At 51.6% G+C, this 21,202-nt stretch carries 21 protein-coding genes; 10 read left to right on the forward strand and 11 right to left on the reverse strand.

The window, feature by feature from the left end:
* Positions 1-9: 9 nt before the first annotated feature.
* Together hemL and VMT62_03480 are read right to left on the reverse strand one after the other, a co-directional pair.
* The gene (gene hemL / locus VMT62_03475; protein HVN95465.1) at positions 10-1,305 is read right to left on the reverse strand and encodes a glutamate-1-semialdehyde 2,1-aminomutase; all 1,296 of its coding nucleotides are present in this window, start codon (positions 1,303-1,305) and stop codon (positions 10-12) included.
* A complete protein-coding gene (locus VMT62_03480) occupies positions 1,298-1,753 on the reverse strand; it encodes a hypothetical protein (GenBank protein ID HVN95466.1) in 456 nt (151 codons plus the stop codon). The genes hemL and VMT62_03480 overlap by 8 nt, the downstream gene beginning before the upstream one ends.
* Before the next feature lie 187 nt (positions 1,754-1,940).
* Here VMT62_03480 and VMT62_03485 point away from each other — a divergent pair, with 187 nt between their 5' ends.
* Positions 1,941-3,104 (forward strand): LL-diaminopimelate aminotransferase, encoded by a 1,164-nt coding sequence (locus VMT62_03485; GenBank protein ID HVN95467.1) that lies wholly within the window; start codon positions 1,941-1,943, stop codon positions 3,102-3,104.
* Positions 3,104-3,898 (forward strand): ATP-binding cassette domain-containing protein, encoded by a 795-nt coding sequence (locus VMT62_03490; GenBank protein HVN95468.1) that lies wholly within the window; start codon positions 3,104-3,106, stop codon positions 3,896-3,898. The genes VMT62_03485 and VMT62_03490 overlap by 1 nt, the downstream gene beginning before the upstream one ends.
* A 235-nt stretch (positions 3,899-4,133) precedes the next feature.
* Here the strand turns inward: VMT62_03490 and VMT62_03495 are convergent, their stop codons facing one another.
* The 9 genes from VMT62_03495 to VMT62_03535 form a co-directional block, all read right to left on the reverse strand.
* Complete coding sequence (locus VMT62_03495; protein HVN95469.1) at positions 4,134-5,066, reverse strand: diguanylate cyclase; 933 nt, start codon at positions 5,064-5,066, stop codon at positions 4,134-4,136.
* Entirely contained in the window at positions 5,067-6,443 is a 1,377-nt protein-coding gene (locus VMT62_03500; GenBank protein HVN95470.1) for a TldD/PmbA family protein, read from the reverse strand.
* Entirely contained in the window at positions 6,433-6,669 is a 237-nt protein-coding gene (locus VMT62_03505; GenBank protein ID HVN95471.1) for a DUF4911 domain-containing protein, read from the reverse strand. The genes VMT62_03500 and VMT62_03505 overlap by 11 nt, the downstream gene beginning before the upstream one ends.
* Before the next feature lie 64 nt (positions 6,670-6,733).
* Entirely contained in the window at positions 6,734-7,726 is a 993-nt protein-coding gene (locus VMT62_03510) for a 2-hydroxyacyl-CoA dehydratase (protein ID HVN95472.1), read from the reverse strand.
* 17 nt (positions 7,727-7,743) lie between these two features.
* The gene (locus VMT62_03515) at positions 7,744-8,226 is read right to left on the reverse strand and encodes a four helix bundle protein (GenBank protein HVN95473.1); all 483 of its coding nucleotides are present in this window, start codon (positions 8,224-8,226) and stop codon (positions 7,744-7,746) included.
* Between the two features lie 142 nt (positions 8,227-8,368).
* Positions 8,369-8,554, reverse strand: a complete 186-nt coding sequence (locus VMT62_03520; protein ID HVN95474.1) for a hypothetical protein — start codon at positions 8,552-8,554, stop codon at positions 8,369-8,371.
* 141 nt (positions 8,555-8,695) lie between these two features.
* A complete protein-coding gene (gene rsmA, locus VMT62_03525; GenBank protein HVN95475.1) occupies positions 8,696-9,466 on the reverse strand; it encodes a 16S rRNA (adenine(1518)-N(6)/adenine(1519)-N(6))-dimethyltransferase RsmA in 771 nt (256 codons plus the stop codon).
* On the reverse strand, positions 9,460-10,467 hold the full coding sequence (tsaD, locus tag VMT62_03530; GenBank protein ID HVN95476.1) for a tRNA (adenosine(37)-N6)-threonylcarbamoyltransferase complex transferase subunit TsaD: 1,008 nt from the start codon (positions 10,465-10,467) through the stop codon (positions 9,460-9,462). The genes rsmA and tsaD overlap by 7 nt, the downstream gene beginning before the upstream one ends.
* Positions 10,468-10,568: 101 nt before the next feature.
* Positions 10,569-11,963 (reverse strand): SurA N-terminal domain-containing protein, encoded by a 1,395-nt coding sequence (locus VMT62_03535; protein HVN95477.1) that lies wholly within the window; start codon positions 11,961-11,963, stop codon positions 10,569-10,571.
* Positions 11,964-12,062: 99 nt separating this feature from the next.
* On the opposite strand from VMT62_03535, the gene VMT62_03540 reads away from it, so the two are divergent.
* From VMT62_03540 to VMT62_03575, 8 genes are all read left to right on the forward strand, one after another.
* Positions 12,063-13,103, forward strand: coding sequence for a rod shape-determining protein (locus VMT62_03540; protein ID HVN95478.1), 1,041 nt, complete (start codon positions 12,063-12,065; stop codon positions 13,101-13,103).
* 12 nt (positions 13,104-13,115) lie between these two features.
* The gene (gene mreC, locus VMT62_03545; GenBank protein HVN95479.1) at positions 13,116-13,919 is read left to right on the forward strand and encodes a rod shape-determining protein MreC; all 804 of its coding nucleotides are present in this window, start codon (positions 13,116-13,118) and stop codon (positions 13,917-13,919) included.
* Positions 13,916-14,407, forward strand: coding sequence for a hypothetical protein (locus tag VMT62_03550; protein HVN95480.1), 492 nt, complete (start codon positions 13,916-13,918; stop codon positions 14,405-14,407). The genes mreC and VMT62_03550 overlap by 4 nt, the downstream gene beginning before the upstream one ends.
* The gene (mrdA, locus tag VMT62_03555; protein ID HVN95481.1) at positions 14,408-16,219 is read left to right on the forward strand and encodes a penicillin-binding protein 2; all 1,812 of its coding nucleotides are present in this window, start codon (positions 14,408-14,410) and stop codon (positions 16,217-16,219) included.
* Positions 16,206-17,312 carry a rod shape-determining protein RodA gene (gene rodA / locus VMT62_03560; GenBank protein HVN95482.1) on the forward strand — a complete coding sequence of 369 codons (1,107 nt, stop codon included), beginning with the start codon at positions 16,206-16,208 and terminating at the stop codon, positions 17,310-17,312. Before mrdA ends, rodA begins: the two co-directional genes overlap by 14 nt.
* A 551-nt stretch (positions 17,313-17,863) precedes the next feature.
* Positions 17,864-19,888, forward strand: coding sequence for an aldehyde ferredoxin oxidoreductase N-terminal domain-containing protein (locus VMT62_03565; GenBank protein ID HVN95483.1), 2,025 nt, complete (start codon positions 17,864-17,866; stop codon positions 19,886-19,888).
* A 20-nt stretch (positions 19,889-19,908) separates the two neighbouring features.
* Entirely contained in the window at positions 19,909-20,442 is a 534-nt protein-coding gene (locus tag VMT62_03570; GenBank protein HVN95484.1) for a hypothetical protein, read from the forward strand.
* A 24-nt stretch (positions 20,443-20,466) separates the two neighbouring features.
* The coding region (locus VMT62_03575; GenBank protein HVN95485.1) for a (Fe-S)-binding protein at positions 20,467-21,202 on the forward strand (736 nt) is incomplete at its 3' end.

A 21,202-nucleotide genomic window follows, 5' to 3' on the forward strand; every position in this document is an offset into this window, starting at 1 on the left:
TTATCCCCTCTACAACAAGCCCTTAAGATTTCGAAATACCTTCTCATAGGCGTCAAGCGTTCTTGCAATCTCACCATCGCCGTGGGCGACGGTGAGAAAAGCGGCTTCAAACTGGCTTGGCGCGAAAAAGATGCCCTCTTCGAGCATCTCTTTAAAAAAGAGTTCATAGGCTTTTCTGTTCGAACCGGCGGCGGCCTCGTAGTCTTTAACCTGCTCGTGCGCAAAGAACCCGGTGAACATTCCTGTGATGCTATTGACCATGAAGGGAATCCCCTCGGCGCGGGCCCTCTCGAGCACGCCCGATTTGAGGTCATCGCCCCGCTTATCGATGAGTTCGTAGAATTCCTTGTGCGCTTTCAGATAATCGAGCACGTAGATACCTGCACGGACGGCGATGGGATTGCCCGACAGGGTCCCTGCCTGATATACGTCACCCGCGGGTGCTATCCTCTGCATGATTTCTTTTTTCCCGCCGAAAGCCCCGATGGGGAAACCTCCGCCGATTATCTTTCCCAGGCATGTTATATCCGGCCGAATTCCGTAACGCTCCTGTGCGCCCCCGTAGCCCACCCTGAATCCGGTAATCACTTCGTCAAAGATGAGGAGGATGCCTTTCGCGTGACAGATCTCGCTCACCCCTTTAAGGAAACCCTCCTCGGGAAGTATGACGCCCATGTTTCCCATGACCGGTTCAAGGATGATGCAGGCAATATCCTGGGTCTTATCGGCAATGGCCTCTACGCTCTCGAGGTGGTTGAATTCCGCTACATAGGTATGCCTCGCCAGGTCTTCGGGCACGCCTTTGCTGTCAGGTATACCGAAGGTGGCAAGCCCTGAACCCGCTTTAACGAGCAGGCTGTCCACATGACCGTGATAACACCCACGGAACTTGATGATCCCGTTCTTCCCCGTGACGCCGCGTGCGAGTCGTATGGCGCTCATCGTCGCCTCTGTGCCCGAGCTCACGAGTCGCGTCTGTTCCATGGAGGCAAAGGCCTCATGAATCCGTTTCGCGAGTTCTACTTCGTAAGGATGACAGGCGCCAAAGCTCGTGCCCGCCGAAAGCGCTGATTTCACCTCTTCAATGAGACCGGGCTCTGCGTGCCCGAGAATCACTGCACCCCAGGATGCCACGTAGTCAACATAGCGGTTGCCATCGACGTCAAAAAGATATGCCCCTTTGGCGCGTTCCACATAGAACGGCTCTCCGCCAACCGAGGCAAATGCCCTGACAGGGCTATTCACACCGGCAGGGATAATCCGTTTGGCTTCTTCATAGAGTCCGTGAGACCTCTCTCTATTCATGGCGCACCGCAAATGACGTCTTCTTAAACTCCCGTTTGCTCATGAGAATCTGATAGTCCATTATACCCGTTTTGCGAGCCATGCGTTCTATGATCTTCATGCAAGCCTCATAACTCACGCCGTGAACCATGGTATAGAGATTGTAGGCCCAGTATCCGCCGCCGTCTCTCTCATAACAGTGACTCACCTCGTTAAAGGAAGCCATGATGTCGCCTATCCTCTCAATCTCACTTTGATCGACCCTCCAGACGACCATCGCATTGTGCGTGTAAGAGACTTTCCGGTGGTTGAGCACCGCCGCTATCCTCCGCACCTTGCCCGAGGCCTTCAAATCATTAAGACGAAGGATCAATTCCTTCTCCTCCATGCCCATTGCTTTTGCCATTTCACGGTATGGCCGCCCGGTCAGAGGAAACTCGGATGGTATATCAGCGAGAACGCTTTTCATACCACTATTTTGACACATCCCCCAAAGTCTTTTCAAACAAATTCAGGCCGCATCCGTGCACGATCCCTATCCTTTCAAAAAAGAACTTTACTTTGTCCTCAAGAACATGTTGTAACTATTGACGGTCTTGGTGCTTTTAGGGGCCAACACAGGACCGCCGACGGTCATACACGGAAAGGAGTCAGGCATGACGAAGGCAGCCTCGAGAATTGAACAAATACCGCCCTATCTGTTTGCCCGGATTGATAAAAAGAAGGCAGAGGCGAGAGCACGGGGTATCGATCTCATCGATTTATCCATCGGCGACCCCGATATTCCCACCCCGCGCAATATTATCGAAGCCATGCACAAAGCCGTGGATGATCCAAAAAATCACCGTTATCCGAGCTACGAAGGTATGTTTGAGTTCAGGAAGGCCGCGGCGGACTGGTACAAGAAAAGGTTCAACGTTGACCTTAATCCGGCAACCCAGGTGGTGACCCTCATCGGTTCAAAAGAGGGCATCGCCCATATGCCCTGGGCGTACGTGGAGGCCGGCGATTATGTGCTCGTTCCGTCACCGGGCTATCCCGTATACAAGATCGCTACCGTCTTTGCGGGCGGCACGCCTTATATGATGGACCTTAAAGAGGAGAACGGATTTCTCCCGGCTCTCGAAGAGGTGCCGGAAGAGGTCCGTGCAAAGGCCACGCTCCTGTTTCTCAACTATCCGAATAATCCCACCGGGGCCGTAGCCGACGATGCCTTCTATGAGAAAGCGCTCGCCTTCGCAAAGAAATACAACATCCTTCTTTGTCACGACGCGGCCTATAGTGAAATCGCATATGAAGGGTACAGACCGCGAAGTATATTTGAATTCGACAGGGAAAAGAAATACTCCGTAGAGTTCCATTCCCTGTCAAAAACATACTGTATGACGGGCTGGCGGATCGGTTTTGCCGTGGGCAATGAAGAGGCCATATCGAATCTCGGAAAGCTCAAGACAAATATAGATTCAGGCGCTTTCCAGGCGATCCAGTATGCAGGTATCGAGGCCATGACGGGCGATCAGAGCTTCGTCGCCCAAATGAATGCGAGACTTAAGATGAGGCGAGACATGGTTATTGAGGGTCTTGGTGCCATCGGTATTGTTACGCCCAAACCGAGGGCCACTTTTTACATCTGGGCCAGGGTACCGAAGGGCATCAGCTCGGCCGATTTTTGCGAAACACTCATCGAAAAGACAGGTATCGTGGTCACACCTGGCAGCGGTTTCGGCGACGCGGGGGAAGGCTATTTCCGCATCTCCATCACAACCGATGAGGAACGCATAGGTGAAGCCATGTCCCGGCTCAAAACCCTTTCTATCTGATGGGGCCACGCAACATCATCGAGATCAAAAACGCTCACGTATATCGCGGGGAAACCAAGGTATTCAACAGGTTCTCCCTTGAGATACGTGCAAGGCAGAGCGTTGCCGTCATAGGCCCTAACGGCGCCGGAAAGACCACACTCCTCAAATTATTAACACGGGAACTGTATCCGCTTAACCAAAAGGGAAGCTATGTGCGCATCCTGGGTGAGACGCTCTGGAATGTCTGGGAACTCAGGGCGCATCTCGGAATCGTCTCGTCCGATTTGCAGGAACACTATATAGGTGACGCACAGGGCATTAACGTGCTCCTTTCGGGACTCTATTCAAGCGTGGACATATGGTCCCACCAGAGGTTCACAAGGGCCGATATGAAAAGGGCAGAGGAAACGCTTCAACTGCTGGAAGTGCCCCATTGCCGCAACAAACGCTTCTCGGATATGTCCACCGGGGAACAACGCCGGCTGCTGCTCGGCAGGGCTCTAATCCATGATCCCGACGTGCTGGTTCTTGATGAGCCCACGAGTGGCCTCGACGTAAAGGCCTGTTTTCAATATATGGAGATTGTCCGCAACCTCATGCGGGCCGGCAAGACCGTTGTGCTCGTGACACATCACATTCACGAGATTCCGCCCGAAATAACACGAATAATACTGCTGAAAACCGGCAAGGTAATGGCCGACGGAGAAAAATCACGCGTGCTCACGAGCCGCAATCTTACAAAGCTATTCGGAATCCCCGTCGAGCTCATCAGAGTAGATGGCCTGTACCAGATCATGCCTGCGGCAAAATGAAGGCTCAAGCCGTCTTATATTCTCCCGCCCTCCAGCACGAACGCAAAAAAGGACAGTCCCTGCATAATTCGACCTTGTTTTCTTTTATGAGGTAAGGCTTGCCGGTCATATCGGTGATGTTGTTTCGATCCATCTCAATGATACACGGCGGCGTTTTCGATTTGCAGCCATGTCTGTTGTCGCAGTTTATGCAGAATCCTTTTTCCGGCTTGATGCTCGCCCCCTTATCCGGCGGTCACGCGCCGTCGATATCCATGGAAACGCGGTTACGCCCTTCCGCCTTGCTCTTGTGCATGAGATCCTCCGCGCGCTTCGTCAGGGTCTCTTCCGTATCATCCTTTCGTGCAAGCGTTGCACCCACCGAGATCGTTACCCCTATGTTTTTTTCCGGCAAGAAGATATTCGATTTCTCCACGAGAAAGCGGACTTTATTCGCAACATTCAGAAGTTGTTCCCTGTCCGCATTCGGAATGAAGGCCACAAATTCCTCCCCGCCCCACCGGCTCACGTAGTCCGAGGAGCGTATCACGTTCACCATGGTTGTGGCCACGATCTTAAGCACCCTGTCACCGAAGTGGTTTCCATAGAGATCATTCATTTCCTTGAAACGGTCGATGTCCATAAAGAGAACACCGAAAGACCAGCCGTATCTCTGCCATTCGTTGAGCTTAGCAGCAAGGCTTAAGTTGCCGTATCTTCTGTTGCCGATCCTCGTCAGGGGATCGAGTAAGGCGAGTCTCTCCAGCTCCTTCACGCGCTCGACGAGCTCCGCCTTAGGGGAATTGTCGCTGAATATCTGGACGGCGCCGATAATTGAGCCGCTTTCGTCACGTATGGGACTCACCCGGATCATAACCGGAACCCGATGACCTTCCTTATGGTGCAGATACGCTTCGCCCTCGACCATTACACCCTCTGTCATGGCCTTTTCACAGGGACAACGATCCATACAAAGATTAACCCCCTGGTCGTTCACATGCATGAGAACATCTTCCCAGCAATGCTTGCCGATTAATTCTTCCCTGGTAAAGCCGGTCAGACGCTCTGCCGACTCATTCCAGTAGATGATTGTCCGGTCCGGTTGAACAAAGTAAACCCCGTCATAGATGTTGTCGAGAATCATCCGATAGAATTCACCATCCAGAAGCATATCTTTTGATTTATCCATTTACTGTTCCCTCCCGCCCACGACAATCTGCGGTATACGCAGTGTGGGTTGCGCGTCAGCCACAGGTACGCCCTGTCCTTCCTTGCCGCATGTCCCTATGCCGAAACCCAGATCGTTCCCGACCATATCTATCTCCTGAAGCACCTTGAGGCCATTGCCCATCATGGTTGCGTTCTTGATCATCGGGCCCACAGCGCCTTTCTCGATAAGATAGCCCTCGGAAATCTCGAATACGAAATCTCCTCTCACGGTATCGACCTGACCGCCACCCATTTTCACGACAAGCACGCCGTCGTCCACAGAGGCAACGATTTTAGCGGGGTCATCATTTCCAGAGAGTATCATCGTGTTGCTCATCCGAGGGATGGGCTTGAACCTGAAGGATTCTCTCCGGCCGTTGCCGGTGGATGCCTTCATGTACTTCATCGCGTGGAACTGGTCCATAAGGTAATTTTTGAGCACACCCTTTTCCACGAGCAGGGTCCGTTGAGCAGGCGTACCCTCATCGTCGTAAGCATAGGTGCCCCGCATAGAAGCAAGCGTGGCATCATCGACCACGTTGATTAAAGGTGAAGCGATCTTCTTTCCGAGCATTCGCTTGTAGCAGGAAAGCCCTTCCATGGCGAGGTCAGCTTCGAGCCCATGGCCGATCGCCTCGTGGATCATGGTTCCTCCCGCCTCGGAGGCGAGCACAACGGTCTTCATCCCCATGGGGGCTTCGCGGGCAGACAAGAGGCTCGAAAGTCTCTTTACTGTTTTCGCCGCGAGCTCCTCGATGAGTTTGCCCGTGAAAAATTCAAACCCGTAAAATCCGCCTACCGCCTCATAGGAGGTTTGCATCTCACCGTTCTCTTCCCCCACAAGAAAAACGCTGAGCACGATCTGGGTCCTATTGTCCCGGGTGAGCCCTGATTCGGTATTGCAGATACGGACCTTTTGACGCGTGTCCCGATAGACGACCCGCACCTGTTTGATCCTTCGTTCCATTTTCCGGATCATGGCCTCAAGACTCTTCACCAGAACGAGCTTCTTTTCCAAATCTACTTTCTCGGGATCGATGGACATGGGGAAGCTGTATCTGGCAACGGCCTCGTTCTCGGGGTATCTCTTTATTACGGTCTTTTCCCCCGAAAAGCGGGCGAGCTCACGTGCCATATCAACAAGATGGTCCTCCTGAAAGGAGTTCGTGGAGGCATAGAATGTTTTCCAGGGGCTTATAACCCTTAAGCCTACGCCCTTGTCTTGACCCTTCTCGAGCTTCTCAATTCTGCCCGATTCGAGCTCGATATGAGAGTATGTCCTCTCCTCAATAAATACATCGCTGTATATGCCGTGGCCTGACATTAAGGCCTTGAGCACCCTCTTTTCATCGAACACGGGCAACCTCTCTGAGTTCAATGCCACAGTTAAGCATATCGTTCACAATCCCCTGTATATCATCTTCAAAGTCAGAAGAATAGATCAACTCTATCAGACCGTCCTTTCCGTCGATTACGGAAAAGATGCCCAGGTCTTCGTAGGACTCCAGTATGGCCTTAAAAAACCCTATGCCGTCGCGATTGATAATGAATCGTCTTGCCTGCTCCATTTTCGCTCTCGACATGATCCCCACCCGGAATCGATCTTCTTCTTCTGCCTCGCTTGCCACCTGAAATTCGAAATCCTCTTCATGGTCCGCTAAGCATCTCAATGAAGGCTTCGATCCGCAGTTTTGTCCGCGCATCAAGTTTTCTCGGCAAATCGCCCTCGATCGTTATGATCGGGACGTCGAGGACATCTCTCAGTATAACATCTTCTATGGCCCTGTAGCAAAAGGCCTGAACATAGTGGATCATGCCTTTGATGTTGCGCCGCGCTATCTCCTTACGAACATCATCGAGTCTTGCAAAGACTCCATAAGGGTACGTATAGTCGAGATACCTCTTAACAATGTCGGTCGATTCGTACGGCAATGAAAATTGTCTCTGCGTCTCGTTATAGACCACCTGCCCTCCCACGGTCTCGATGAATTCATAGAGATCGGTGAGTATGGGCGGTACCCCCATGTATCCGATACGTACGCCGCTTAACTTTTTCCTTCCATGGATTTTAGCCATGAAGGCCTCTGCCATGTCCTGATATCGCTCGTAGTCGCCGAGCATATCGGAGGCCCTGACGAGCCAGAGGTGGTTCTCGCCGCCGGTCACACGGCCTTCTCTCCAGGTCATCTCATCGATCGCGACAAGACTCTTACGGACTAACCTCATCCCATTTTCCACTCCGGGAAGCTTGCCGGGATCGACTGCAAGCTCATTCGCCAGCTTATCGATCTCGCGGGCAAGCACCTCTCGATCCCTGTCGTAGGGAAATGAGAAGGGTATGGTACGAATCCCCCGGTACCGCAATATCTCGGCTAAGGCCTGGGTGTTGCTGCAATCGCCTTCCATCACGGTAATCACGGCGTCGATGCGACGCTCCATGACCACGCCATATATGCCCTTCACCCAGTTGCACATGCTTTTAGGAAAACCATCTGCCTCTGCCCGATCGATGAAACGTCCGGGATTTTCGTCGGTGATAAAGATATTGTTAAGATCTAAGGGCCGGTGTCCCGCCGCGAATACAAGCTCTACCGGTATGGTTGTGGTAAATCCAATCGTCGCTTTTTCCGCTTTTTTCATGTTTCTACAGTTGTACGCTATTTATGTTTGTGGTCTATAATGCGCTTAAGTTCCATCTTGAACTCTTCATCCTCTTTCTTCTCTCGCAATAATCTGCGGCCTTTCTCATTTAGATAACGCTGGCCCTTGACTTCGCTATTTTGCAGGGAATCGGCCCACGCTCTTATCTGGCGAGAAATTCCCTCGGCAGATAGTTTCAAATTTGAAATTTCTAATCTCACATTTTGAAAGGCTGCAAGCCTTTCAAGGAGGCAGAGCATGGATCGCGTCTCTCCTGCCGAACCACGGGCGATATACAGAAACATCAGAAGCTCCTGGGTCGTGCCGCGCTCAAAACCTTCGGCGATGTTGTTCGACACAGAGGCCGCCGCTCGCTCTATTTGATCGCGCAAGCTGTATCGTTTCTTGAACTGCTCCCTCTCCGTCAGTTCATAGACCTTTTCCGCGAGATCAACCGCAGCCTGCCACACCGGCAAATCTTCGAACCTTTCGTACGTCAATAGGCCTCCCTTTGTCCTCCCCGTGGTCGGAATTCCAGATTTGAAATTTCAAATTTCGAATTCTCTCGTCCCCTTGATTCTCCTCATTTCCCAATCCCAATCTTAAATATTTTCGCGTCACGCGGTTCTTTCATTTGAAATCTTAAATTTCAAATTGTTCTTCTATTCCCGGATAGAGCCCGTCGATCTTTTCCTGCACTACGAGTGTCCCTGCAATTGCCCTCACCACCCGGCAGTAGTGCCTGATATCCGAGGGTAAGCTGCCTCCCCCTCCTGTCTTTGAGCCACTTCTCTGAGAGGGCGGAATAGTAGCTCTCTTCCCGCGCATCACCCATGCCGGCGGTTTCCGCGATATTTCTCAAATAGGTCTTTAACATGAGGCTTGAAAACAATTTTAAATTGTTACGAAGAGTTTTACAAATACTTTCTCCGTGGCCCTTTTAGTCTGAAATTTCAAATTTCAAATGTTCTATCTGTGGAGCCTCTCGTACATGTCAACGAAGGTCTCCGGCTCTATCTCTTCAGCGCGAATCGAGGGAGAAAAAGAAAGCGCCTTATAGAGCGCAGCGACGCGGTCTTCGTCATAATGCTTGAGAAGGGCATGCCTGAGATACTTGCGTTTGTTCTCAAAACACCGTCTCACGAAGCTCATGAAAGCGCGGTCGATGTGCCCCGTCTTATCCTTAAAGATCATGGAGAAATATGTGCTCTCCACTTTGGGAGGGGGAATAAAGAGGCCTGCCTTCAAGGTGAGGAGCACCTTTACGTCCGCCACGAGCCGGCAGACGACCGACAGAGCTCCGTAGGAGCGTGAATGGGACAGACTCACCACTCTCTGACCGATTTCTTTCTGTGTGGTGAGATATGCACTATGAATTGAGGCCCGCTCCTCTATGAGTTTGAAGAGGATGGGACCAGTAATGCCGTATGGGATATTTCCCAGAACCTTTATCTTCCTGCCCTCGGCAAACCGGGCAAGTTCTACGCGGAGCACATCGGCGAAGATAACGCGTAAGTTTGGTTGGTCCCGCTTTAATGATTCGAGATGATCCTTAAAGGAGGTATCAAGCTCTACGGCAAAGACTTTGCCCGCCTTTTCGCATATGGCCCTGGTGAAATCACCCTGACCCGCACCGATTTCGACCACCACGTCATCTTCTGCAATGTCCGCCAGGCGCACCATTTTTTCGAGTATCTTCTTGTCTTTAATCAGATTTTGCGAGAGGCTTTTCTTCAGCATGAAGGTTTTCGTAAGCTCATCCTCGAGTATCCTTTGATATCAAGGGAAGAGATGATCCCTTTTTGAAAATAGGAGTAACCGAGGCTCGCTATCATAGCGCCGTTGTCCGTGCAAAACCGGGGAGAGGAAAAGAACGTCTCGATGCCGCCTTTCACGCCCATCCGGGCGAATATTTCCCGTAAGGCACCGTTCGCCGCAACACCGCCGCCGACCACGATCCGTTTTACGCCGTTATCGGAAGCCGCTTTCAAAGTCTTGTGAGCAAGCACGTCAAAGGCCGCCTGCTGGAATGACGCCAGCACATGGGCCAGATTGGACTGGTCCACACTGTTCTTTTTCGTGTAAGTAATAAAGGCCGTCTTGAGTCCGCTGAAACTGAAATCGTAGGTATCATCATCAATCATGGGTCTCGGAAATGAGACGTAATCCGCTCGACCCTGTCGGGCATATGTCTCTATGATCTTGCCACCGGGATAGCCGAGCCCCAGATACTTGGCTATTTTATCGAACGCTTCCCCGGCCGCATCATCTCGCGTGGTACCGAGCACCTTGAAGCTGCACGCCTCCTCCACGAGGAGGATGACCGTATGCCCGCCCGATACAACAAGTGCGATGAAGGGAAACTCGATCTTTCTTTCGAGAAACACACTCATGGCATGGGCTTCGACGTGGTTGACGCCGATGAGCGGCTTGTGAAGGGCAAGCGAGAGCCCTTTGGCAAAAGAAAGCCCGATGAGCACCGATCCGATAAGCCCCGGGCCGTTGGTCACGGCGATGAGATCAAGGGCGTCAGGGCTAACTTCCGCCTCTCTAAGCACCGTATCGAAGAGGGAATCGATACGTTCCACATGCTTACGCGAGGCTATCTCGGGCACAACCCCTCCGAACGCGGCGTGGACATCAACCTGACTTGATACGATGTCGGCCCTTATGCGTCTTTCGTGATCAAGGATTGCCAGCGAGGTGTCGTCGCAGGAGGTGTCAATACCGAGAATGAGCATAATGAATACTTACAGGGGTTGCGTCCGACCGAAAAACGCACGGCCCGCTCGGAACCCTGGCACAAACCCTGTATTGTTTGAAAGCGCTATGGTGAGTGCGATCATTGCTCTTTCGCTTCGTAGGTTATCTTCACCTTCGCCCTCATCTCAGCAAGGAAGGACTTGAAGAAATCGCTCTGATTTGTTGCTGCAAAATATTTGGTGTAGCTCTGTCTATCGCGATCCCACTCGGCTTTATCGGGTGTCTTTTCGTCCTTGTACGAAAAGACATAGTATTTGCCCGATATTTCGAGAGGCTTGTCGTAGACCGTATTTGAAGGGGAGAGCGAGAAGATACCGGATCTAAATTCCTGCGGTATTTCTCCTATCCCGGGAATACTCTGAGAGCCTCTGGCGATGAACCCGGTCTCATGCCTGCCCGCAAGGGTCTTGCTCTTTACCGCGTCCTCAGCGGCAAGCTTTGCCATATCCCCCGATTTTTCCTTGACGACTCTTTCCTTGATTTTTGCAATCACGGAATTCTTGTCGAACGGCTTGCCCTCTTCGACGTCGACAAGCTGAAAGATGTAGGACTTGCCGCCTTCCCGCACAGGAAGCGAGATATCGCCCTTTCTCAATCCTTTAAGCCATTCCTCAATCTTGAGTGTCTTGAACCTCTTTACGAGCTCACCCTCTTTCACGTTCCCTAAGTCGGTGACTGAGAGCCCTTTGTCCCGCGCATATGCATCCATGTCTTTGACTTTCAGAAGGTCCATGTAGATCGCGTCATCTTTGAGCTGTCCTGTCGTATCGACCACAAGTTCCTTGAGCCGATACGTATTCTCCGCTCTATAGGCTCCTTTTTCCTTTTCATAGAGGTCTTGGAGCTCTTTGTCGGTCACGTTCACTTTGTCTTTGAAGACAGCCGGATCGAATTCGGCGTAGGCCAGGTTTATTTTTCCCTTGTCCTTTACATAGCCGGCCCATACGTCCGATTCGCTCGCGAATGTGCCCGTGTCCTGAATCACGGCGGCCACCTTCTGTGCCACCCTGTCTCTCTTCCAGTCTTTCTCGAATTTATCAGGATCGATATTCTGGCTTGCGAGGACCGCGAGGTACTGCTCCCGGTTGAAAGCCCCGTCCCTTTGAAACGCAGGCACGCTCTTTAAGTATTCGGTAAATTCTTCGTCGCTCACCGTTATTCCCATTTCATCGGCCTTGACAAGCAGAACGTATTTATCGATGAGGCCGTCCATGACCTTTTTCTCGAGATTCAAGTCCTTGAGCGTCTTTTCGTCGAGTTTGTCCCTCAAGAGCATCCGGTAAAAGTCGAGTTGTTTGGTGTAGGCCTCCTGATATTCGTTACCGCTCACTTTGTATGGGCCAACCTTTGCCTTTACGTTTTCTCTATCGGTTAATCTGCCGTATCCATACAGTCCGATAAAACTGACGATGATCATCCCGAAGAATACTTTGATCATCCAGCTCGTAGCATGTTTTCTCATGAATTTTAGCATCGGTTCTCCCGGTATTTATTGTTTATTGATTTTGATCTTTTAAAATAGTATATTAAGACTGTTTTTTCAACATCTTTATCATTAAAGAAGGTACAAATAATGTTCGAATCGTTCTTTGGTTTCATATCGAAAGATTTAGCAATAGATCTGGGTACGGCAAACACGCTTGTTTACGTGAAGGGAAGAGGAATCGTCTCGAATGAACCGTCTGTGGTTGCAGTGCACAAGGACACGCGGGGCACGAAGAAGGTCATCGCCGTCGGGGAGGAAGCCAAAAAGATGCTCGGCAAGACCCCCGGGAATATCGTGGCCATACGTCCCTTAAAGGACGGCGTCATCGCCGATTTTGAAATTACCGAAGCCATGCTCAAATATTTCATCCAGAAGATACACAACAAGAAATCATATGCTCGACCGCGGATCGTCATATCCGTCCCCTCCGGTATTACGCCGGTTGAGAAACGGGCCGTGAAAGAGTCTGCCGAATCGGCGGGCGCGAGGGAAGTCTATCTCATCGAGGAACCCATGGCGGCAGCCATCGGCGTGGGCCTGCCGATTACCGAACCGAGCGGCAATATGATCGTCGATATCGGCGGAGGCACGACCGAGGTGGCCGTCATAAGCCTCGCAGGTATCGTCTACTGTAACTCCGTGAGGGTTGCCGGAGACAAGATCGATGAGGCGATCATTCAGTACGTGAAAAGAAAATACAATCTCCTCATCGGTGAACGTACTGCGGAAATGATCAAGATCAATATCGGAAGCGCCTATCCGAACCCCAACGAAGAGGAAATTACCATGGAGATCAAAGGCCGGGACCTTGTGGGCGGCATCCCGAAAACTCTGGAGATTTCATCAAAAGAGATGAGAGAAGCCATAACCGAACCGGTCAATGCAATTGTTGAAGCAGTAAGGATCGCCCTGGAGCGGACCCCGCCTGAGCTCGCCTCCGATATCGTGGATAAAGGCATCGTAATCAGCGGAGGAGGCGCAATGCTGAAAAACCTCGACCTGCTGATAAAAGAAGTCACCCGATTGCCCGTCATTATCGCTGAAAATCCTTTGACGGCAGTGGTTGAGGGGGCGGGTAAGGCCCTGGACGAGGTGGGCCTGCTCAAAGAAATTGCAACATACTTTTAGAAAAACAGTGCATTGAAGAACTCTATAGCTATTATACTTGCCATCTTCGTGCTTGCCGTATCGTTCCTTTCGTTTACCAACACGCCGCTCGTAGTCAAAACCTTCACGGGGGTCAAACAGGGCCTGGGACTCGCCATCGGGCCCGCTTTGAAGATCGTAGGCAAGCCGACCGGCTGGATAGGCAACGGGTTCGACCGGTATGTGAACCTCATCCACACCAAAGAGGAAAACGACCGCCTCAAAAACCGGGTCGATACGCTCCTTATGGAAAACCAGAAAATCCCCGAGCTTGAAAGAGAAAACAGAAGCCTCAAGGGGCTCCTCGACTTTGTGGAAAAAAAGCCCAATACCATGATCGCGGCGAAAGTCAGCGGAGAGGATCTGAAGAACTGGTTCCACTCTATCATCATCGATAAGGGAAGGAGTAGCGGCATACGTGAAAAGATGCCCGTGATCACGCCCAAGGGTCTCGTCGGCCAGGCGGTCGAGATCGACCAGTGGCATTCCAAGGTCATGGTCATTAACGACGTAAACTCTTCGGTGGACGTCAATGTGGAAGGGAAGAATACACGGGGACTTCTCGAGGGCACCGGCGAAACCACGTTGAAGCTCAGGTACGTGGTCAAGAACGATGAAATTGAAATCGGAGATAAACTGAGTACCTCCGGCAAGGATAGCATCTATCCAAAAGGGATCCCCGTTGGCATTGTGATCACGGTCGACAGGAACAAAGCTGGCATCTTCTCAGACATAGATGTCATGCCTTTTAACAACTTCAAACAGCTTGATGAAGTGCTCATCGTGAAGAAACAATGAAAGTCCTTGTCTTAAGCATTACGGGTCTCTTTCTCATGCTCCTGCAGGCATCAATCTCGTTCCATTTTTCAATCGATCTCTTTAAGCCCGATTTCGCAATACCGCTTGTAATTTACGTGACCTTTTTCATGGGGGCCGGGCCAGGTTTCGTGACTGTGCTCTGCGTGGGATTCATCGAAGAAAGCCTGTCTATAGCCCCCGCAGGTTCTATCATGTTCGTCTTGGTCTCGATCTTTCTCATTACTACCTTTATGAAAAATAAGCTCTACATCGATTCCAGGTACAGCTTTGCCGCTGTCTCAAGCGTGGCCATCGTGCTCGAGTCCCTTCTTATCCTCATGCTTTCGCTTCTTGCAAGGGGGGAAGCCCCGAACGCGCTGCATATCCTCCTGTATGCGATCCCGAGCGCGCTCTCTACCGGCCTCGTATCGCTTTTTATCTACACGTTCATCGAATATCTGAACGCTGCCTACCTGGACAGGGAATAAATGAAGGAAGAAACCCCCTTAAACAAATATAAGTGGTGTAACCTTGTCCTTGTCATCACCATGACGGTACTCATGATCCGCCTCTGGGACCTGCAGATCATGAAAGGATCGGAGATGCGGAAACTCTCGGAGCAGAATCGTATCCGGATAAAGAAGATAGCCGCTCCGCGTGGGATCATATACGACCGGACCGGGAAGGTCATCGCCGATACCCGTCCTTCTTTCAATATTTATGTGACGCCAGAAGACATAAAGGACTTCAGCCAGACCATCGACGGTCTCGCAGGGCTCATAGGATGGAGTCGGGATGATGTTATCGACAAACTGAAAGCGGCGAGCGGAATGCCTCCTTCATTTCCCGTGAAAATAAAATCGGACATCCCCATGGATGAGGTCGCCAAGATCGAGGCGAACAGGGTCTACATTCCGGGCGTGAGCATTCAGATTGAGCCTAAGCGAAACTACGTGTACGGGAAATCCTTTGCACATGTCATCGGCTATGTCTCAGAAATAAGCGATGAAGAATTAACCAACAAGAACGAATATAAGAATTACTCGCCGGGCGATTATATAGGAAAGTATGGCCTGGAAAAGACCTACGAAAAGTATCTGAGAGGCATAGACGGGGAAAAACGCGTGGAAGTGGACGCCATGGGAAGGGAAGTGAGGACCCTTGACGTGGTCGAACCCATCGCTGGCAACAGTCTCTATTTGAACATCGACCTTGCCCTGCAACTCGTTGCCGACCACGCCCTGGAGAACAAACGAGGTGCTGCGGTGGCGCTCGACCCGAAAACGGGCGGTGTGATCGTACTCGCGAGCAGGCCCGGCTTTGATCCCAATCAGTTCACTTCGGGCATTTCCAAGGAAGACTGGAAGGCTATCGTTACCGACAAGGCGCATCCCTTACAGAACCGGGCAATTCAGGCGGGTTATCCGCCCGGTTCCACCTTCAAGGTACTCATGGCGATAGCGGCCCTGGAGGCAGGCGTTATCAACGAAACCACTACCTTCGTCTGTCGTGGAGGGTTCCCGTTTGGAAAGCGGGTCTTCAGATGCTGGCAGCCCAAGGGTCACGGAAGCATTGCGCTACGCAGGGCCATCGTGGAATCCTGTGACGTGTTCTTCTACAATGTGGGCCTCAAGCTCGGTGTCGACAGGATTCACGACATGGCTGACGCTATCGGTCTCGGCAAAGTAACCGGCATTGACCTGCCTGCCGAGCAAAAAGGGGTGATCCCGTCCACACAGTGGAAGCAGCAGAGGTTCGGCGAGCCCTGGTATGAAGGGGAAACGGTCTCCGTATCCATCGGCCAGGGCGCGGTATGGTTGACTCCCATACAGCTCGCCCAGTTATCCTCCTTCGTTGCCAACGACGGAAAGAACTTCAAGCCGCAAATCGTCAATCGTATCGTATCCACGACAGGCCAAGTGGTCAAATCTTTTACACCGGTCCTTAACGCAGACATCAAGCTGAAACCTGATACGCTGAGGATCGTAAAGGACGGCATGCGGGGGGTTGTGAATGAGCCGAGCGGCACCGCCTACAGTTCGCGGGTGGCCAATGTGCCCATGAGCGGCAAAACGGGGACGGCGCAGGCAGGATCCATGGATAAAGGGGCCCATCTCGGCGACCACGCATGGTTCATCGCCTACGCCCCTTCAGACGATCCTTCTCTTGCCATGTCTGTGCTCGTGGAGTTCGGCGGACACGGTGGCTCCCAGTCGGCCCCCATCGCCAAAGCCATAACGGAGAACCTCTTTAAGACAAAGACCGAGATAAAGGAAGCAAAGGTACATGAGAATCGATAGACGAAGACTTTATCACCTGGATTGGTACCTCATTATATGCGGTCTCATGCTTTTCGGGATCGGCACCATGAACCTCGTGAGCGCAACAAGCTCTTTCTACAGCGGTTCCTACATCTACATCATGAAACAGCTCGTCGCCTTTATCGCAGGTGTGGCGCTCATTTTCATCATCACCTATTATGACTACCGGGTGATAGCATCCCAGGCCAAGTGGTTCTATGCGGGAGGGATCTTATTCGTTATCCTCGTTCTCATCATCGGATTGGCAGCCGGCGGGGCCAAGCGCTGGATCAGCTTCTTCGGCATCAGCTTCCAGCCTTCGGAATTCATGAAACCTATCCTTGTCATCTTACTCGCCCAGATGCTCTACGAGAAGAAGAGACAGAATACCTCGCTCGGCTTGAGGGACATCGTGAAGCCACTCCTTTGGACCATTGTCCCCGTCGCCTTCGTTGTTCTGCAGCCAGACCTCGGTACGGGCATCATCATGCTCCTCTCCTGTTTTGCAATCCTCTGGTTCGTCGGACTCAAGAAATCGACCTACGCGGTTCTCTTCACCGTGGGCGCCATCTCGCCGTTTCTCTCCTGGCGGTATCTCATGAAGCCGTATCAGAAAATGAGGGTTTTGAGTTTCATCAACGTTGACGCTGATCCGGCCGGATTCGGTTACCACGCCAAGCAGGCAATGATCGCAGTGGGTTCAGGGAAGTTCTTCGGAAAAGGGTTCATGCAGGGAACCCAACACAAGCTGCAGTTCATCCCGGAACACCACACTGACTTCATATTCACGGTCTTCGGTGAAGAGTGGGGCTTTATCGGAAGCGTGGTACTCTTCGGGCTTTTTATCGCCTTTATCCGCCGTTGTCTCAAGGTAGCTATGAATGCCCACGATGAACTCGGTTCGCTTATGGCTTTCGGCGTGGCCTCTATCATATATTTTCAGTTTACCATTAATGTGCTCATGGCAATACACCTTGCGCCCGTGGTCGGCATCCCCCTGCCCTTCATCAGCTACGGCGGGTCCTCGCTCGTCTCCACCCTCGCCTGTGTGGGCATTCTCTTGAACATCAACACGCGGCGGTACATGTTCTGATGCGGTGGGACCACCCCTTGAACCTCAACAATCAGGGGCAGGTACGGTCAGGCGCGAAAGGCAGGGGGTTAAGCCCGTGTCATACGAAAGCGCCACTTTTCATACGAATCTGTGACCTTATTTGAACGTGGCGGGGCGCTAAACACACGACGGAAAAATCGATGTAATGATTCCTTAGGTATTGCTGTCATTTGCGCCTTTGTAATAATTAGTCGGTATTTGTCATAAATGGTGTGAAATTACTTTGAAAGAGCGTTGTGAAGCTTGTGAATTATTTCATTTTATGTCTTGACAGGAAGTCTCCAATTTGTTAATTTAATTGTACGTTGGAGATGATCAGCGTTGCAGATAATCAAAGACAAAAAGCAAGGTTTCAATCATTTTAGGGCTCCATTCGGATCACCAGATCATTCCCTGAGAAAGGGCAGATTCGGCTTATGGGACTTCTCCGCCTTAGCAGACTGGCGCATAGATGTGAGTCCAGTCAAGGCAACAGGCATCAAGCCATTTACCAGCGCAACAACAACACTGAAAAGTAGAGAGGATACAACATGAGGTACGGAGAGACAGGATTTAATTTGGAAATCGATCTTACCCGGGGAAGCATTGAACGGGTAGAAACAGACCCGAAAGATACTGAGCTCTATCTTGGAGGTCTCGGCACAAACGCCAAGATATTATGGGATAGGGTCCCCGCCGATGTTGATCCTTTTTCTCCCGATAATATCCTGATATTCAGCACCGGCCTTCTCTGTAGCACACCGGCCCCCGGCGCCAATCGTACGATTGTCGCTACTTACTCCCCTCAGACTCTGTTCATGGCGTATTCCATGATGGGGGGCGTATTTGCGCCGGAGCTCAAATTCGCCGGCTACGACAAACTGATTCTGCGCGGCAAGTCCCCGAATCTCGTCTACATCTGGATAAACAACGACAAAGTTGAGATACGCGACGCCTCCCATTTGCAGGGCAAAGGCGCTGTTGAAACTCAGGAACTCATCAAGAAAGAGTTGAAGCAACCCGAAGCCCAGGTCGCTGCGATCGGGCTTGCCGGTGAAAACAGGGTCTACATGGCCTCTATTGAACAGGGCCGCTCCAGCGCCAGCCGTCTGGGAGTCGGAGCCGTCATGGGAAGCAAAGGAGTAAAGGCCATAGCGGTCCGCGGCACCAAGGACATCAACCTTGCAAGGCCGGAGGAATTCGTCAAGCTCTGTAACGAGGCCCTCGAATATATAAAATTCAGAAATGAAAGACCGGTCCCCAACGTGATGACGATTCTGCAGGGTCTCGGATCACCCCAGGAAATGAAACATACCGATGAGAAGTGGCACACGGAGAACTTCATGTGGGGGAATGCCCGTACCCGCAGGAAGGACTTCTGGAACGACGACATAGAAAAGAAATGGGAATCGACCCAGCTTACTGCCCGCAAGCGTCTGATCAGTTGCTACAACTGTCCTATGAAGTGCGGGGCCATTATCTCGTTGCCTAACATGCCGACATACATGATGAAATGTTTTTCAAAACTGACCTATACCATGGCGGCTTACGTGGAAGACCTTGATTTCGCCTTCAGGATTGCCCAGCGCGCTACCGAGTACGGGCTGGACGGGTTCTCAACCCCGCAAGCCATGGCCTTTGCCGTCGAGCTCTATGAGGCCGGCATTCTGACCGATAAAGACTTCGCCGGAACCGATACGTATGAAGCGTGTCCCTCCGACAACGAAGGCAGATTCTACTGGCTGCTCGACAGAATTGCCCGACGGGAAGGCATCGGGGACATTCTTGCCAACGGCACGTACTGGGCGGCAAAAGCCATCGGGCACGGCGCGGAAGAATATGCGCATAATAATATCAAGAAGCACGAGCAACTGCCCTTAAAGCTCGGCATGCTCAATCCGGTCTACTTTCTCATGTACGCTACGGGCGAGAAAGCAAACATTACCCAGATTGAGGGGCAGTTCCCACAGGCACCGTTTATGACCATGGAGGAGAGACAAGAGTTTATCAATGACTGGATCCAGGTTCCCGATGAGAAGTTCAAACAGTATGTTCTCGATTGGGAGCCCCGCGGAGAGCGCTCGAACCCATACTATCCGACCCCCGAAATAGCTACCGATATTGTGGATTGGCAGGAAATGATGCACTTTATCGACGATTCTCTCGGGGTGTGCGCCGGGTTGTCGTCATTCCCGCTCAAGCCTCCCTACCATATCCACAACTATCCGAAATTTATCTCAGCGGCCACCGGTATGGATGTGGATGAGGAGGGTCTTAAGAAAATATATAGGAGGAACCGGAATCTCGTACGGGCAATCAACGTGAGACGAGGCTTAAGAAGGGCCGACGAAAAGCCGCCCGAAGACCACTGGAAGAAACGGTTCCCCGAACTCGAACAGAAGCTCCTCGATACGTACTATAAATTCAAAGGATGGACGCTCGACGGAATTCCTACTAAAGAGACTTTGCTGGAATTAGGGCTTGATTATGTGGCGGAGGATTTCCAGGAGAGGGGTGTTACTATGGACGAGACCGCTCAGGTCGAAAAGGCCCTGGCACAGCAGGGGAACAAATAAGCGAACAGGTGGTAAATGATATGGCAGAGAAAATAAAGAAAAAGGTTAAAACGATCAAGGTTGATCTTGATAAATGTAACGGCTGCCGGGCCTGTGAGGTGATATGCTCTGCATTTCACTCCAACCCCAAATATAGCAGCAACAACCCTGCGAGGTCTCGTGTGCGTCTGGTGCGTGACCCCATAAAGGACATATATGTCCCGGTATATGCCGGCGAATACAGCCCCGCTGAATGCATGGGCAGGGACAAATACATCATCGACGGTAAGGAATACGAGGAATGCGACTTCTGCAGGGCCGTTTGTCCGTCACGGGACCGATTTAAAGAACCGGATTCCGGTCTTCCCTTGAAGTGCGACATGTGCGAAGGCGAGGAACAGCCTCTGTGCGTCAAATGGTGCGTTGCCGAAGCCTTAACGGTCGAAGAACGGGAAGAAGAGGCCGAAGAAGAGGCAAAGCCCGAGGATGCCGAGATGGCGCTCAAGTCGATGATAGACAAATACGGTTTGGAGAAGATAGCAGATACGGTTGCCCGAATGTCGCAGAAGGGCTAATACCTCGAGAGGATTACAAAGATAATGGAGACTTTACCCTTAGATCCCTTTAAAGTAGTAATAGACGGCATTAAAGAATCAGGTGGAGATGCCTTCAAGTTCTGCTATCAATGCGGTAAATGTGAGACTCTCTGCCCCTGGAATTATGTACGGCAGTTCCCCGTGCGTAAAATTATCAATCAGGCGAAATATGGCGTCGTCCCCTTCGAATCGGAAGATGTGTGGCTTTGTGCCACCTGCGGAAAGTGCCCTCCGAGGTGCCCCCGCGGCGTAAAGATCATCGATGTGATGAGGGCGATACGCAGGCTCCTTGTGCCGGACGGCGTAGTCCCGGCGAGCATCCCGAGTCTTCGCAGCACCATGACGAATATTGCAAGCGTGGGCAATCCCTGGGGACAGGAACCGAATGAACGGGCAAACTGGGCACAGGAGCTGGGTGTTAAAGAGTTCGATGAGACTACCGAGGTGCTCTATTTCCCCTGCTGCTATCCGAGCTATGACCCGAGGCTCAAAAAAGTGGCAAAGGCTACCGCTACGATCTTGAGCAAAGCCGGGGTGGATTTCGGGATACTCGGTTCCAAGGAGATGTGCTGCGGTGAAAGCGTGCGAAAGGCCGGCAACGAGACCCTGTTCAAACGCCTGGCCAGAGAGAACATCAAGACCTTCATCGATAGCGGAGTAAAGAAAATTGTCGCATCTTCCCCCCATTGTTACCATACGTTCAAAAACGAATATTCCGAGTTCAAGGCCAATTTTGAAG

It is taken from the genome of Syntrophorhabdaceae bacterium, assembly GCA_035541755.1.
In the GTDB taxonomy this organism is placed as follows: Bacteria; Desulfobacterota; Syntrophorhabdia; order Syntrophorhabdales; family Syntrophorhabdaceae; genus PNOF01.